A 15641-nucleotide genomic window follows, 5' to 3' on the forward strand; every position below is an offset into this window, starting at 1 on the left:
ATTATAGTTAGTATGTTGGCTTTAAAAGGAAACGTTTCGTTAGGGAAAAGGGTATATAGATGCATTTACGGGAGGTGCCTTTTCTCCTTTTCGTGCATAATCCGGAAATCCGAAGACATCCAGCCAAATCAATCAATGCGAGCACCTGATTCAGCAGCTCGTGAGCCAAACCCAACAAGCGAGCCAAATGTATCAACAACTGCAGCAGCAGGAGCAGCAAAACGCTTCGCGCCTCGAAGAGCTGGCGCAACGCGAGCATAAGGCCGCCCAAATCATCCAGCAAACGCTGCACGGACACCAGACGGCGATTCAACAGCTGCAGCAAGTCAGCCAGATCTGTCGCCAGCTGGAGCAGACGGTCAACATGCAATTGTCGCAGCAAGCGATTCAATCTCAGCCGTCCCATTCGCAGTTCGGCGGCTTCAATTCGTTCCCGCAGCAGCAACAACAGCCATTCTCGTCGATCAACGGCATGAACAGAAGCTTCCAATAACATCTGACTTCCCACTGCAAAAAGCTGAAAAAGGTCGCCTGCCCGTCCGGTGATATTCACCGGCCGGCAGGCGACCTTTTTCGCAAGCAAGCGGCAGCGTTCGAATGTGCGCATGCCGCATTCAGGTGCGTTCGAACCGCAGGGAGATCGCGTCTCTGTACAGCGCATACAGCTCCCCTTCGCTATCGGGATGCTGCCTGTAATGGTCGCCGAGCATCACCTTGTGATTGATCTCGATGACCAGCGGCCCATGCAGCGCGCTGTCGAGAATGTCGACTGAGCAGAACACCATGTCCAGCGCCGCGGCAGCCTTGACGGCGAGCGGCGACAGCCGCATGCGAACGTTGGCAGGCACCTCGACGGAACTGGCGCCCTCCGCCAGGTTGTGCTTCCATGAACCGTTGCGTCGCTTGCCCACCCATACGCGCGCTTCCCCGGACAGCACGACGATCCGGTACTCAAGCTCCGCCTCGCGATAGGGCGATACTGCCGCATGCCGCTCGATCGCAAAGACGGCGCGAAGCGCCTCCCGCAGCTCGTCCTTATTGCGAACCCGGTAGACGTGTCGGCCCTGCGCTCCGTCGTCCGGCTTGACGACCGCGTCGCCGCCGAACCGCGCGAACGCGGCTTCGGCGCGCATGTACGCGTCCTCTCCGCCGCGGAAACGGTGGCCCGGATGCGGCAGATAGATATGCGCGACACAGGGCACGCCGGCCGCACGCAGCGCATCCGAAGCGGCGGATTTGCTCACCGCGAGCGCCGATGCCGAGCTTGGGTTAAGGCCGAGCTCCGCATCCGTCATCAGGAAGCTCGCCTCTCCCCTTCGCGCGCGGTAAGTCAGGTCGGGCGTTATCGTCTCGAACGAGACGCCCTCCGCCTCGCCGGACCGCTGGATCAGCTTCAGGTAGGGCCGGGTCGTCCCTTGTCCATCCAACAGACCCAGCCAATCATGGCCCTGCGGGAACTGCGTGCCCAGCGCATCGCGCAGCCAAGCGCGCTCCGCTGCAGTCAATTGCGGCCGCACAGTGTCCAGATCCAGCCGATCCTTCTCCCGGATCGACGCGCTGCCGCCCTTATACAACAACTGAATCTCGGGGCGAAGATAAGGAATCCCCCTCTCCGTCCGCAAAAACAGCTCGGCCGCCGGACGGCGAACGGACCGCGATCTGCGATACGTCCACATGCCGTCTACGACATCGATCAGCATGAGCTGGAACGCCCAAGGCGATTGCGCGTCGCGTCTGACCCAAATGTCGGTCTCCTCCGTCAGCCGATCCTCGGCGCCAAGCAGAGTCAGCCGTCCGTTTTCCGCCAAGTGAAGCTCCCAATCCGCGGCCAGCCAGGCATAGATTGAAGCATATTCCGCAAGCGGGAGCAGCACGTCGATATCGTCATGCGGCCGGGTCTGCCGGCCAAGATGCAGGTCCAGCGCCCATCCTCCCGCGATCCCCCAAGCCCCCCGCCAATCCGCGAACAACCGTCGAATCTCCTCTACGCCAAGCGGCGCCCATCGGTACATTGCGTCCGTCATATCCGTTTTCACCCGTTCGCTCGTGATTCTTCTATTGTAATAGATGCCGCGCGCGTTGCGAAGCGATCTGCCGTCCGCCTCCGCGGCTCTCCCTCTCAGCAGCACTCACTCTCATTCAGCCAACTTTCAGGCGGGCTTAAATGGCGTTTAAGGTTGACGGCGCATAATGGGTTACATCATCGATCAAGTTTAATGGCTACGATAAAAGAGGAGGGCGTTTATGGCCCAGCAAAAGTGGATCAAGTGGATCGTCGGACTGTCGGGTGTCGCTTTATTTACAGGGTTTGTCGGGCTGGTGTCGGCCAAAGGCGAGACGGCCTCGAGCACGCCCGCCGAAACGTCGAACAGTTCGATTGCGCAAGGAGACGACCAGGTGACCGACCAGTGGCAAAGTCAGACGGATGACGGACAGACGGGCGGCTTCGGACGCCGCGGCGGAGGCCGATTCGGCAATTCGGAATCGGGCAGCGGCACGAACGACCAGATTCCCTCAGGCAATCAAGGCGGCATGAGAACGCATGCGTCTTAACAATCATTAAGTTTCAGGAGGCGGCGCGTATGGAAAACGATCAATTCCGGGCCATGAATACGACGATCGTCACGCAGGGCTTGCCGGTCCGCTGGCGCGCGCAAGCGAGAAACTGGTTCGCGTTCGCGGAAGCGCAGTTGAGCCGCTTCCTCATGGACAGCGAGCTGTCGCGGCTGAACCGTGCGGAAGGCCGGCCGTTCCTGGCAACGCCGCTGCTCTATCAGGTACTCGCCGAAGCGGATCGTTATTATCGCGAGACCGGTGGGCTGTTCAGCCCTTATCTGGGCAAGGAGATGGAGCGGCTCGGGTATGACATGAGCTTTGAGCGGCTGAAGGGCGCGGAAGAGGAAGCAGGCAAGGCAGACGACGCTGCTGGCCCAAGCTTGGAGGCTGATGGTTGTGCGGATTCAGGCGTAGGTACGAATGTAGTTGCGGGCGTGGCTACGGGCGTAGGTGTGAGTGCAGTTGCGGGCGTAGATTCGGGCGTAGGTGTGAGCGCAGTCGCGGGCGTGAATTGGGGCGTAGGTGTGAGCGCAGTCGCGGGCGTGAACTCGGGCGTAGGTGTGAGCGCAGTCGCGGGCGTGAACTTGGGCGTAGGTGTGAGCGCAGTCGCGGGCGTGAACTCGGGCGTAGGTGTGAGCGCAGTCGCGGGCGTAGGTGTGAGCGCAGTCGCGGGCGTGAACTCGGGCGAGAGCGGCGCATCGCTGCCGAACTCGGGCTTCGCTCCTGCTGCCGAGCTGGAACCGGGCAGCCGCGCGATCCGGCTCCGGCCGGACGCAGCAGCCGATCTTGGCGGCATCGCCAAGGGCTGGACGGCCCGGCATTTGGCGAAGCTCGCCCGTCAGGACGGCGTGCGCACCGGCGGCATCGGCGCGGGAGGCGACCTCGTTCTCTGGGGTTGCCCGCCCGACGGATGGCGGATCGGCGTCGCGGATCCTTGGCGTCCCGAGCAGGACGCGACCGGCCTGACGCTTCGCAGAGGCGCGGGCATCGCTACCAGCAGCGCGGTCAAGCGGCGCTGGAAGGACCGGGACGGACATGTGCGTCATCACATTGTCGATCCGCGCACCGGCCGATCGGCGAGCACCGATCTGGCGCAGGTCACGATCATCGCGCCGGATGCGGTCATGGCCGAAGTATACGCGAAATGCGTACTGCTGCTCGGCTCGGACAAAGGCCCCGCCTGGCTGGAGCGGGCGAACCCCCGCTGCGCGATGGTCGGCGTTCGGAACGACGGGACGCTTGTTTACGCCGGGGATCTGGAAACGTATGTGATAGAGGAGCGTGCTAGCTATGAACGGATTGGCTGACTGGCTGACCGTGTGGACGACAACCCGCGCGGCCGGCATTACCTGTTACCTGCTGCTGTTCGTCTCGACGGCCGCCGGCATACTGACGAGTCTCAAGCTGTTCGCGCCGAAAACCCGCGCAACCGTGCTCTTCATCCATCAATCCGCCGGCTGGTTCGGCTTCTTGTTCGGCGCCCTGCACGGGTCTGTGCTCTTGTTCGACAAGTACGTTGGCTACAGCCCGCTTGAGCTGCTCGTCCCGTTCGCCGCCCACACCCACCCTTATCTTACGGGAATCGGCACGCTGAGCTTTTACATCGCGGTCCTTCTGCTCGCTTCTTCGGACATGATGAAGCGGCTCGGCAAGAAGACCTGGCGCACCATCCACTTTCTCGCATTTCCGGGCTTCTTCATGGGCCTCGTTCACGGACTGCTCCTCGGCACCGATTCGAGCGAGTCCTGGATGAAATGGACCTATATCGCGACCGCCGGCTTGATCGTCGCGCTCACCATCTTCCGCATCGCCGTGCCCAGCCCGGCGGGCGTGCCGAAGCCGCGAGCGAAGGCGGCGGCTTAATTTCTACTTTTCCCATGTGGCCTTAGCGGCACACGCTGCCGCTAAGCCAACAAACCGGCGGCACGCTGGTGTAATAGCGGCACGCGCTGCCGCTAAGGCCCACAAACCGGCGGCACGCTGGTGTAATAGCGGCACGCGTTGCCGCTAAGGCCGTCAAACCGGCGGCACGCTGGTGTAATACCGGCACACGCTGCCGCTAAGGCCGACAAACCGGCGGCACGCTGGTGTAATAGCGGCACGCGCTGCCGCTAAGGCCCACAAACCGGCGGCACGCCGGTATAGTAGCGGCACGCACTGCCGCTAAGGCCCACAAACCGGCGGCACGCCGGTGTAATAGCGGCACGCGTTGCCACGCCGCACGCCGTTCACCAAAGCCTGGCGGCAAAATAAAGCAGGCATGTTCGTCCCGACCCAGGACAATCATGCCTGCTTTTGCATTCAGCCGACTCGCACCACAAGCGCATTGCTCAGCAGGCGCCCCGGCTTCGTTACATATTTGCCGTCCACCCACAGCCCGCTCGAAGCGCCGCCGTCCAAGTTCATCGCCTGCCACGCGCCGGCCTGCTTCATGATCTCCGCCAGCTGCGGTATCGTGGCGCCGCCCGTCGTGAGCAGGATTAGCCGATGGTCCCTGGTAATCCCAAGCGCGCTGCGGGCGCCGCCGTTCGTTAAAATTTTCGGATCCTTGAAGCCTTCGCCGGCGATATCGAGCGCGACTTTGCCGTTCGCGACGAGCTGCGGACCCGCTTGCAAAGCGCCCTCTACGGTGCCTTGGTTAAAGCGTTCCATGAACGAGAGACCCGGTACGATCTCTGCCAGCTGATCGGCGTCGTACAGGAACGTCGCGCGCTTGTCGCCCGAGCTGTTTTTCTTCAGCTTGCCGCCGCCCGCGATGTATCCGTACGGCACCTTGTAGTCGCTGTCGGTATAGGCGTCGAAAAAGGTGCCGTTGATCGCAACCCGCGCCTTCGCTCGTTTCGCCATGCTGCCCAGCTCTTCGACCTTCCCGATCTTGTCCCCGGCGAGCACCGTATCGAGGCGAACGGACGGATGCAGCAGCGCGATGGAGACGACTTGGGCGGAAAAGGTTTTGCCGCCGACCTTGAAGCGCTGAGACGATTGAACGACCGGCGCCAACTCAACAGGATGCTTTCCTCTGGCGACGGGCAGCCGCAGGGTCTCGCCGGATAGCCCCTGCAGCTGCGCCGCGTCGACGTCTCGCTCCCAATACAGCGTCCAGCCGAACGCCGATATCAGCGCGGACAGCGGCACGAAGACACTGCCTCCTTTGATGAACGGCACAGCCTTCAGCGCTGAGGCTTTCCCGTTCAACGCGGCGGTCTTGCTGCCGATCGAGAGTGCCAATTCGGCGTCGCCCCGGTATAGCGCGAAGGAACGACCACCGTCCGCCGAAGCAAGCCGCCCGCCGTCGAATCCGTCCAGCGTGCGAAGCGTTATATAGGACACGCCCTGGGCATCCACATAGATCAAGCTTTTGGCAGACGGAGGCACTGCCGCTGCCCCGGCCCCATGCTGCGGCGCCGAGACGCCTGCGAGCGCCAGGAAGGCGCAGATCAACCACAACCAACTTCTTTTCATCATCCATGTCTCCTCATTTACGACTCTTTTCTTTTTATCGGCAGTACCTGGCACAAAACAAAGAAGCGGACGCTCCTCCCCGCTGGGAAAGAACGTCCGCTCTTGTCGAGAGCGCCGGCATGCACCGATCGTCAGGCAATTATAGCGTTGCCAGCAGCCTCTGTATGTCCGGACTCAGATTCAGCATGTTGAGAAGCACCGTCATCGCTTCAGCCCGTGTCGCGTTCCCCGACGGATCGAACCTGCCCTCGCCTCGTCCGTCGACAATGCCTGCCCTGGCTGCATCTCTAATGGCGTCCGCGGCGTAAGTATGCCCGATATCTGAAAATTCGCCGGTCGAGCCGCCACTGGCCGTTTGCGCTGCGGCTTCGAGGTTGATAATCCGCGAGAGGAGCACGATCATCTCCTCGCGAGAGATCGTACGATCGGGACGGAACGTGCCGTCGCCGTAGCCGCCGACAATACCGGCAGCGGCGAACTTCTCGATCGCCCGGTGCGCCCAGTGGCCGCCGATGTCCCGGAGCTCGGCTGCCCGCGTGCTCTCCACGTCGATCAGGCGGTCCAGCACCGCTACGAACTCGGCGCGACTTATCGGCCGATTCGGCTTCGCGGTCCCGTCCGCGTAGCCTTTCAGAACTTGAAGCTTTAAGAAAGTGTCGATCGTTTTTTCCGCCCAGTGTCCGAGCGCATCGTCAGGCGTCTTCGCCTGCGAGGGGTTTTCGCCGGCTTCGGCAATTCGCGCCTCGAAGGCCTGAGCGATCTTGGCTCCGGATCGGAAAAGCGCATTCCCGGGCGCATTCGTCGGTTCTACCGATGGCGTCGGCGTCGGGCCTTGCGGCGTAACCGGCGACGGTGTCGGCGTCGGTTCTTGCGACGGCTTCGGTGTCTGCTCTCCCGGCTCTCCCGGTTGTTCGGGATCCGCGCCTTCCAGCCGCAGCGCGATCGTCAACGACCTGCCGAGCGTATCCTTCACGTTCGCCTTCAGCTTCACCGTCGGAGACAGTTGCAGCACCTCGATCCGATCGTCCTTGGCAATCAGCCCGGCCGCACTGCGGTCCAGTTCAAGCTGAATGTAGCCTGCATTCTCCAGCGTCGGGTCGGCGACGGCCAATTCGACAGTACCGTCAGCTTCATCCTCGCGGAGCATGACGGATGCCTTGCGGTCGGACGTCAGCCCTCCGGCCGACGCGATCTCATCCCGCCAGAAGCTGAAGCCCGTCGCGTGCAAGCTATCTTCACGCACCGCCTGCACGGACGCCGTGTTGGCGACGATGCTTACGTCCGGCGAGCCGGCATACGACGCCGTTCTCGCTTCGGTCGCGCCGGGCAGCAACACGTACTGATACGTTTCGTCCGACGGGGTCGTGCCGTGAGTCAAGCGCATCGTGAGATAGTAGTCGGACAGCAGCTGGGACGGTACGGTCGCGGACGGCGGATTAGCGAGCGCGATGTCCGACCAACGTCCCTCCTGCAACTGACGCGACACGATCAGCGGCCCGCCGTCGGGGAACACATAGCCGATGTCCGAGCCTTCGCCCGCGTTGCCGTCCAGGTGCGCCCATCGGGCGTTCGCCACAATCCGATCGGCAAAAGTACCTTCCATCGACTCGCCGTCCACGCTGAACGCGTTGGCGTTGTCGCTCTTCAGCTTCCGCTGCTCGACGATCGTCTCTACAGGAAGCGAATCGCCGCTTGAGATACCGGCTCCAAGCGCCACGATCTCGTCGTCGAAGGCGAACCACGACTTGTACGCGTTCAGCGAAGTGCCCGTCTGCATCAGATTCATGCCGGTGACGCCATAGCTGCCCAGCGTCGCGCCGCCGGCCCACGAATTGGCGGGCGTCGTCTCGCCGTCGCCGTTCTGATAGTCGGCGGCCTGTCTGTCGCGAACCGCGACCGTCGTTCCGGGCAGGCGCTTCCAATCGACGGTCGCCCAGAAGCTGTCCGCGTATTGGGACAGGTCGCTGTTGTACAAATACGTCATGCCGTCGCCGGTGTACCAGCCCTTCGGATTTTCCCCGTTCGTCAGCTCATAGGTGGCGATTCGCTTGGAGCTCTTGCTGACCCCGAACAAATAGTCCGATCCTTGGTGAATGCTTCTCGCCATCCCGTTCAGCTCGTAATGGGCCGGCAGCTCCTCTGCCGCCGGGATCGAAACGTCGTTCATCCAGTCCTTGACGGTGTCGGCCAGATCCAGCGGCAGACGATAGTACGACACGCCCCGCTGCAGCTGGTATGCGAACTCGCCTTTGACCAGCGCCTTGAGCGCTTCGGCCTGCGAGGCCGGAGCCGTCTGCGCGATGCGAGCGATACCGGTCAGAATATTGCGCGCCGAGTAGTAGGCGTCGCCGGCCGGACGCACGATCGCTCTGCCCCGCGTCATATCGATCGCTTGCCCCTTGTACAGGATCGGCGCGAAGCCCTTGTCGATCCACTCGTAGATGCGGCCGGCTTCGGGCGCCACGGGCTGCCAGTCGCTGCCGTTAAGCAGCAGCATCAAGTTGCCCAGTCCCTGAATCAGCACCTCGCCGTAGCTGCCGGTATAGGCGATCGTGGTGTGCTGCACGTAGGAGCCGTCTTCGTAGAAGCCGTCGCCGGATGTCACGTATTCGAAAAGCGGCGTCATGCCGTCCCGCGCCTGCATAAGGCGCTTGTAATTGTGCTCAAGCAGGCCGAGCCGCACTTCGATCAGCATGATGTCCGATCGGTTGGCGCCCGTCTGCGTGAACGAAGGGGACGCGATATCTCCGATATGACGATCGATGCTCGCCGCGGCTGCCTTGATCTGCGCCGGCGTCAGCTCGTCGTACATGAGAATCAGAATGTCGGTCAGCCGGTTCGGAACGCCGATCTGCCAGTTCCACCAGTTGCCGTACTGCGCGGCGGTCGGCGTGTACAGATGCGATTGGAGCCAGTCCAGCGCCGCGACGATATCGTCGCCCAACCGCGCATCCTGGTACAGCGACGTGCCCGGCGTGGCGTAGGCCAGAGCCATCGCTTTCAGCCTGGTGTAGTGCGTGTTGATAAACGTCGAGTCCGTGGGCGAAGCCGGGAGATCGGACCAGAGCGTGCCTCCGCTGCCGGACAGCGCCATGCCCGACCAATAATCCCGCGCAGCCTGGGCATTCGCCTCCAGTATGCCTTTGACGGTCGGATCGCTCGGATCGAGCGTGCTTTTGCCGGTCAGCGTCTCTCTCCACCGGATCCGCAGCTTGTCGTAAGCCTCGGGATCCGACAGCTCCGGTGCGCGTACCCGAATGTTGGCCGTCGCCGACTTGCCGGTGGCAGCCGCAGTGATCGTCACCGACCCTTCCGACTTGGCCGTCGCCAGGCCGGCGGCGTCCACAGTCAGAACCGACGGATCGCTGGACGACCAGCTTATGTCCGGGTTGGTAGCGTCCTCGGGCAGCACCCGGGCGCCGAGCTGCAGCGTATCGTCCAGCATCAGTTCGGCCGGATGCGGAAGGATCTCGATGCCGTCTACCTTGACCTCGGCGGTGACGGTCACCTCCGTCGTGCCGGACAGCGACGGATTCGAGACGGACGTCGCCGTCACATGCGCCGTTCCCGCCGATACGGCAGTCACGTTGCCGGCAGCGTCGACCGCAGCAACGCCAGGCGCGTCGGAGCTCCAGGTCAGCGCTTTTTCCGTCGTATCGACCGGCGCGAAGACCGGCTCGATGACCTGCGACGCCGTCTCGGCCAGCGTCAGCGTCGCCGGCAGCTTCACGGACTGCACCGCGATATGCGGCTTCACGTTGACGGTCACCGTCTGCTTGAAGCCGCCGTCCGCTGCAACGACGGTCAGCTCCGCCTGCCCCGCGGCGACGCCGGTTACGCGGCCGTCCGCTACGGCTGCGACGTCAGGATCGCTGCTGCTCCAAATGAGCCGGGCATCGGACGCGTCGGCCGGCAATGCGGCGGCGACAAGCGCGGCGCTCTCCCCGACGGGCAGATCCAGCGACTGGACCGGCACCGATACGCCGGAGACCGGCACATCATCCTTCAGCAGAACGTTGTCGACGAACAGGTGGTTGACTTGTCCGCTCTTGAACGTCTGAAGCAGGTACAGGTGCCGAACGTTGGACCAGCCTGCAGGCAGCGTGCGCTGACCGAGGTACGCTCCGTTCACGAAGTAATCGACGGTTCCGTTCGCGTTGTCCACCAGCAGCTTGAAGTCGTACCACGTGTCGACCGCGTAGGAGACGAGCGGCTGGCCGTCCGCGCCGTTAATCGAGCCGTTATCGGCAAACGAGACGACATTCGCGTTGGTCGTCGCGGAAGTCGACCCACCGTTCAGGCTGCGGAGCTGGATGTCCCGCCTGGCGCTCGTACCGCTCACGCGCAGCGAGGCATCGAGCTCCAGCTTGCCGGTCAGTCCGGTCGTGCCGCCTAGGTTGTTGCGCGCCGTCTGGACGTTTTTGGCGGACGAGACGAAGTGCAGGCTGTAATCGCCCGCATCCCTGCCCGGTCCCTGCTCGGCCGCCACGTAATCCGTATCCGTCTGCGTGTTGGAGATGTTCCAGGTACCGACCGCGCCGGTATAGGTCGTGCCGGCGTACATGTACACGCTCTTCGGAACGGAGGCTTCGTCATAGTTGATTTTCACATATTCCGCGCCGGTCGCATGGACCGCGCGAACGCCGCCGGCAGCGGGAGCCACGAGCTCGAGCAGTAAAGCGCATAATACGATTGCACGGCAAAAGGCTTTCATCAGAAAGATTCCCCCTTGATTGCGTCAACCTGATTGGCGGATCGTCGTTAGCCGATTATCCCTTCACCGCGCCGACGGTCAGACCGGAGATGAAATACCGCTGCAGGAACAAAAACACGGCGACGACGGGAATGAGCGACAGCACCGCGCCCGCCATAATGAGCTGCGTCTCTGACGTAAATTCGCCGTTAAGGGAAGCCAGGCCGAGCGGCAGCGTCTTCAGCTTGTCGCTGAACAGGTAGATCAGCGGCGCCTGGAAGTCGTTCCACACCGAAGCGAATACGAAGATGCCGAGCGTCGCCAGTCCCGGCTTGGCCAGCGGCAGGATGATGCGTGCGAAAATGCCGAACTCCGAGCTGCCGTCGATGCGCGCCGCCTCGGACAGCTCCATCGAGATTCCGGTGAAAAACTGGCGCATCAGGAACACGCCGTAGGCGCTGAAGCTTTCCAGCAAGATCAAGGACCAGTGCGAATCGACGAGCCCGAGCGACCGGACGACCATGTACTGCGGGATCATAATGACCTGGTAAGGAATCATGAACGCCGCCAGGTAGATGATGAACAGTTTGTTTTTGCCCGGGAAGGCCAGACGCGCAAAAGCGTATCCGGCGAGCGAGCAGGTGATCAGCTGTCCCAGCGTGACCGCGACCGACACCTTGATCGAATTGAAGTAGTACAGCGGGAATGGAATCGTCGTCCACAGCTCCGCGTAATTCCCCGGCTTGAACACTTTGGGAATCCACTGGATCGGATACGCGAACACATCCTCCTGGGGCTTGAACGACGCGGAGACCATCCAGACGAAGGGGAAGATCATGACGACCGACAGGATCAGCACGACGACGTAGGTCGGCGTTCTCGCTGCGCCGCGACTCAGTAGTGAACCCATCGTTTCTCCCCCTTAAACTGCAAGTACGTGATGAGCATGACGATCAGGAAGAGCACGATCGCTTCGGCCGAGGCGTACCCGAATTCGCCGTTGCGGAACGACATGGCGTAAATATCGTAGACGAGCATCTTGGTCGAACGTCCCGGTCCGCCGCCGGTCATGATGTAGACGAGATCGAACGACTTGAACAGGCTAATGATGCAGGTGATGATGACGAAAAAGGTGACCGGAGACAGCATCGGCAGCGTGACGCTGCGGAACTGCCGGAAAGCGCCCGCGCCGTCGATCCGCGCCGCCTCGTAATACTCCGAGGAGATGCCCTGAAGGCCCGCCAGAAACAACAGCATGTAATAGCCCGCCATCTTCCAGACCGTGATCAGAATCAAGCTGAACAGCGCCCAGTCCGAGCTCGTCAGCCAGCCGGGCGGGTGGTCCGTGAAGGTTTTGAGAAACATGTTCAACGGCCCCTGCGACGGATTCATGATCGCCTGCCAGACGACCGCGATCGCTACGAACGACGTGATATGCGGGAAGAAGAGGGCGGCCCGGAAAAAGGCCTTGCCCTTCAGCTTGCCGTTGACCAGAATCGCCAGAAGCATCGAGGCGACGACGACCAGCGCGCACGAGGCGAACGTGTAGACGAGCGTGTTGCTGAGCGAGATTCTGAAGTTGCTGTCCTGCAGCAGCCGGGTATAGTTGCGAATGCCGTTCCACTGCATCGGGTTGTAGCCGTCCCACTTCATGAAGCCGAGCACGAAGGCCATCAGCCCGGGAATTGCTATGAACACGGCGAACCCGATCAGGTTGGGCAGGATGAACAGATAGGCCGTGCGGGCTTCGGGCGTCAGGAACCGCCTGATCGCCCGCTTCGGCTTCGTCGCCGAATCCGCGCGGGTCGCGGTCGCTTGCAAAGTTTTGGCGTTCACTGGACCCACTCCTTGCTTATTCCGTTATTTCTTTGTCGCGCCTGCTCTTGATGTTGTCGATCGCCTGCTGCGGCGTGATCTCGCCGAGCAGCGCGCGGGAGCCCTCTTCGTCGAGAATGATGTCCATCTGCGAGATGCCCGCGCGGACTTCGCGCTCCGGCACCGGGATCAGATTAAAGATCGCGTCGAGGTTGACCGAGTCGTTGGTGAAGTTCTGCTTGAACACTTCCCGGACGGTATCCGCATTCGAGGCGGGCGTCTGGTACTTGGCGACGATCTGCTGGCCTTCCTCGCTCGAGATGAAGCCGATCCACTTGATCGCTTCCGCCTGATGCTTGGCGTTTTTGTTCACGCCGCTGACGACGACCGCGGACAGGCTCGTCTTGTTGGCGACGCCTTCCGGATGCGGCGAGTACGTCATGCCCCATTCGAAGTTCAGCTTGCCGTCCTTCTTGTCCTGCTCGAGCATGCCGGGGAACCATGTGCCGGTGTATACCATCGCGACCTTGCCTGTCAAAAAGGCGGTACGGTAGTGCGCGTTGGTAGCGGTGTTCTCGGCGATGCTCGCCTGTGCGCCGGAATCCGTGAGCGCCTTGCGGTCCTCGAGGCCCTTGAGGAACGGCGACAGATCGTCGGCATACAGCGAAGCGCCCTGCTGCACGCCTGCGGCGTACCACGTTTGCGCCCAGTTCGGCATGAACGAGCCCCAAATTTTGTCCTGACCTTCGCCCTTGGTCATTTTTTTCGCGAGCTCGAAGTACTCGTCCCAGGTCAGATCGTCGTCCGGGTAAGGCACGCCAGCCGCATCGAACAGATTTTTGTTGTAATACACCGCCCACCCGTCGTTGCGGAAAGGGAGACCGTACAGCTTGCCGTCGATCTTGACGTTGTCGAAGTATTGGCTGACTGACTTGAATGCGTCGGCGTTCGCGCTCACTTCGTCGTCGAGCTCGGCGATCCGGCCCGTCGAGGCCAGCTTGTAGTAAGAGGGCATATCCTTGAAGGCAAAGGCGTCGACGTCGCCGCCGCCGGTGAGCGTTACGGTCAGCTTTTCGTTGTACGTATTGGCGTCGTTCGTCAGGAAGTCGACTTTGATATTCGGGTTTTCCTCCTCGAACTTCGCCTTCAGCTCATCGTACATGCTCTGCGAGGCCGAATCGCTCCAGAACATGAACTTGATCGTAGCCTTCTCGGCGGAAGGCGCCGCCCCGCTCGCGCCGGCGCTTCCCGATGCGTTGTCGTTTCCGTTCGAACCGCAGCCTGCCAGGACGACGGCGGCCAGGCCGAGCCCTGCCGACGCTTTGTACCATTTGGACATGTTGTCTTTCCCCCATTCGTTTGTTTGGATAGATCGGTTGATAAAACTGATTATAGGGACGTCAAGCGGTCGAGTCGTTAGATCAGCTTTAGATTTATTGTGCTGCAATCCACAAAAATACGCTTACATCTACCTTTTCACGTCATGTTAAATGACATGAATCGGCATATGCAAGCGTTTTGTACGCACCGTTTGACTCGTATTCATTTCATTGTGCTAATCTTCAGGCCGGGCTTGCCGCGACGGCCGATCGCTTCAACCGTTCAGGAAGCCGTTGCGGTACTCGGTCGGCGACTTGCCCGTCGTCTGCTTGAACAACCGCGAGAAGTGGCTCAGATTCGGCATGCCTACCCGCTCTGCGACATCCTGGACGTACAGATCGCTCTGCTTCAACAGCTCCTTGGCGCGTTCGATACGATAGGCCGCAATATAGGACATCGGCGTATCGCCCGTCTTCTCGCGGAACAGCGTCGCGAAATAATTGGCGTTCAGGTGTGTCGCCTCCGCCAGGCGCCGCAGCGTGATCTTCTCCCCATAGTGCTCGCGTATAAAGCGCAGCGCCGCATCGACCTCTCTGCTCGTGCCGGTCCCGGTTCTGCCCCCCGTCGCACGTACGAGCAGCGCCGCCGTCTCCCCTATGAGCTGCTCGGCCGTGCGGCTCGCCTGGAGCCGGCCGATGAACGAGTCGGGGCCGGTCATGCTGTCTTCATGCCAGACCTCCTTGGGCAGGTGCTTCACCAGCAAAAAAGACAGCTCCTGCACCAGCCGCCTGGGGTGCACGCCGCGCGCGTCGGCCTGGCGAATCGCATGCTCGAGCGCAGTCAAAAAGTCGTTGCCGCGCAGCGCGCCGAGCAAAAAAGCGAGTTCCTCCTCGAGCGCCGTGTCGAGCGCGGCCTCGCGGCGATTAAAAGCGCGCTTGCCGGCATAAGCAAGCTGCCTGCCCGCCCCTGCATAGAACAAGTCCTCCTGAAGCTCCTCCGCTTCCCGCAAGCCTCGCTCTGCCTCCCGCGGCAGTTCGATCGGCGAGCTAGCCAGCACAGTCAAGCCCGCTTCGACGCAGCGCGCCGGCAGCTCCCGCTCCTCCTCGCTTCCGTGTTCGAGGATCGCATGCATTCTTTTTTCCACGTCCAAGAACAAACGCCCCTCCGCGACTGCGCCAGGAGAGACCGGCCCCGGAGCCATGTCGCCCGACAGGAGATCAAGCTGAGACTCCGCTCCGGCGTCCAGAACGATATGCCACGTCCAGCGGATTTTCGCATCTTGTCCGGTCATCTGCTTCGTCACCCATTGGACCGGCTCCAGCACCGCGGACAACGGCTGAAGCTGGGCCTCCTTCGCTTCGCCGTCCGCGTCCTCTTGCCGTACCGCCGGCTCGGCGTTCTGCCTGCGGTCCTCGACCGCCCGACGCAGCCGATGCAGACAGTCGCCGATCTCCTCGGGAGACAGGCGAAGCTTGTCCATATACTCGAATACGCCGAGCCGGATGCCCTGCTGCACGAGCTCGAAGTCGGTATGGCTGCTCAGGATGCAGATCGGGATCGTCGGCGCGCGCTCGCGGATGCGGCGAATGAAGGTCAGTCCGTCCATGACGGGCATGCGAATATCGGTGAAAATCACGTCCGGCTTCAGAACCTCGAACCGATCGAGCGCTTCCTCCCCGTTCGTTGACTCCTCGATCACTTCGAAACCGTGGCTTTCCCACGGCACCCGCAGCCGCAGCGCCTCTCGCACCAGCCATTCGTCTTCTACCAGCAGCACGCGAATCATCTGGATCTC

The 15641-nt window shown here is 61.9% G+C and carries 11 protein-coding genes; 4 read left to right on the plus strand and 7 right to left on the minus strand.

Annotated elements, in window-relative coordinates; translation table 11 throughout:
* The first annotated feature begins 127 nt into the window (after positions 1 to 127).
* Entirely contained in the window at positions 128 to 493 is a 366-nt protein-coding gene (locus KB449_RS22040) for a hypothetical protein (protein ID WP_282912885.1), read from the plus strand.
* 121 nt (positions 494 to 614) lie between these two features.
* Here the strand turns inward: KB449_RS22040 and KB449_RS22045 are convergent, their stop codons facing one another.
* The gene (locus KB449_RS22045) at positions 615 to 2129 is read right to left on the minus strand and encodes an ATP-grasp domain-containing protein (protein WP_282910400.1); all 1515 of its coding nucleotides are present in this window, start codon (positions 2127 to 2129) and stop codon (positions 615 to 617) included.
* Between the two features lie 115 nt (positions 2130 to 2244).
* Here KB449_RS22045 and KB449_RS22050 point away from each other — a divergent pair, with 115 nt between their 5' ends.
* Genes KB449_RS22050 through KB449_RS22060 form a run of 3 tightly spaced genes read left to right on the plus strand, consistent with a single transcriptional unit; the run spans position 2245 to position 4419 of the window.
* Positions 2245 to 2553 carry a hypothetical protein gene (locus tag KB449_RS22050; RefSeq protein ID WP_282910401.1) on the plus strand — a complete coding sequence of 103 codons (309 nt, stop codon included), beginning with the start codon at positions 2245 to 2247 and terminating at the stop codon, positions 2551 to 2553.
* 29 nt (positions 2554 to 2582) lie between these two features.
* Positions 2583 to 3863 (plus strand): FAD:protein FMN transferase, encoded by a 1281-nt coding sequence (locus KB449_RS22055; RefSeq protein WP_282910402.1) that lies wholly within the window; start codon positions 2583 to 2585, stop codon positions 3861 to 3863.
* Positions 3847 to 4419: a ferric reductase-like transmembrane domain-containing protein gene (locus KB449_RS22060; RefSeq protein ID WP_282910403.1), complete on the plus strand. Its 573-nt coding sequence runs from the start codon at positions 3847 to 3849 to the stop codon at positions 4417 to 4419. Before KB449_RS22055 ends, KB449_RS22060 begins: the two co-directional genes overlap by 17 nt.
* A 438-nt stretch (positions 4420 to 4857) precedes the next feature.
* Here KB449_RS22060 and KB449_RS22065 read toward each other — a convergent pair whose 3' ends face one another.
* From KB449_RS22065 to KB449_RS22090, 6 genes are all read right to left on the minus strand, one after another.
* Positions 4858 to 6018: a phosphodiester glycosidase family protein gene (locus KB449_RS22065; protein WP_282910404.1), complete on the minus strand. Its 1161-nt coding sequence runs from the start codon at positions 6016 to 6018 to the stop codon at positions 4858 to 4860.
* A 139-nt stretch (positions 6019 to 6157) separates the two neighbouring features.
* Complete coding sequence (locus KB449_RS22070) at positions 6158 to 10732, minus strand: polysaccharide lyase family 8 super-sandwich domain-containing protein (RefSeq protein WP_282910405.1); 4575 nt, start codon at positions 10730 to 10732, stop codon at positions 6158 to 6160.
* A 55-nt stretch (positions 10733 to 10787) separates the two neighbouring features.
* On the minus strand, positions 10788 to 11621 hold the full coding sequence (locus KB449_RS22075; protein WP_282910406.1) for a carbohydrate ABC transporter permease: 834 nt from the start codon (positions 11619 to 11621) through the stop codon (positions 10788 to 10790).
* Entirely contained in the window at positions 11606 to 12547 is a 942-nt protein-coding gene (locus KB449_RS22080; protein ID WP_282910407.1) for a carbohydrate ABC transporter permease, read from the minus strand. The genes KB449_RS22075 and KB449_RS22080 overlap by 16 nt, the downstream gene beginning before the upstream one ends.
* 16 nt (positions 12548 to 12563) lie before the next feature.
* A complete protein-coding gene (locus tag KB449_RS22085; protein ID WP_282910408.1) occupies positions 12564 to 13865 on the minus strand; it encodes an ABC transporter substrate-binding protein in 1302 nt (433 codons plus the stop codon).
* A gap of 255 nt (positions 13866 to 14120) precedes the next feature.
* Complete coding sequence (locus KB449_RS22090) at positions 14121 to 15632, minus strand: response regulator (protein ID WP_282910409.1); 1512 nt, start codon at positions 15630 to 15632, stop codon at positions 14121 to 14123.
* Positions 15633 to 15641 lie beyond the last annotated feature (9 nt).

Source organism: Cohnella hashimotonis (assembly GCF_030014955.1).
GTDB classification, from domain to species: Bacteria; Bacillota; Bacilli; order Paenibacillales; family Paenibacillaceae; genus Cohnella; species Cohnella hashimotonis.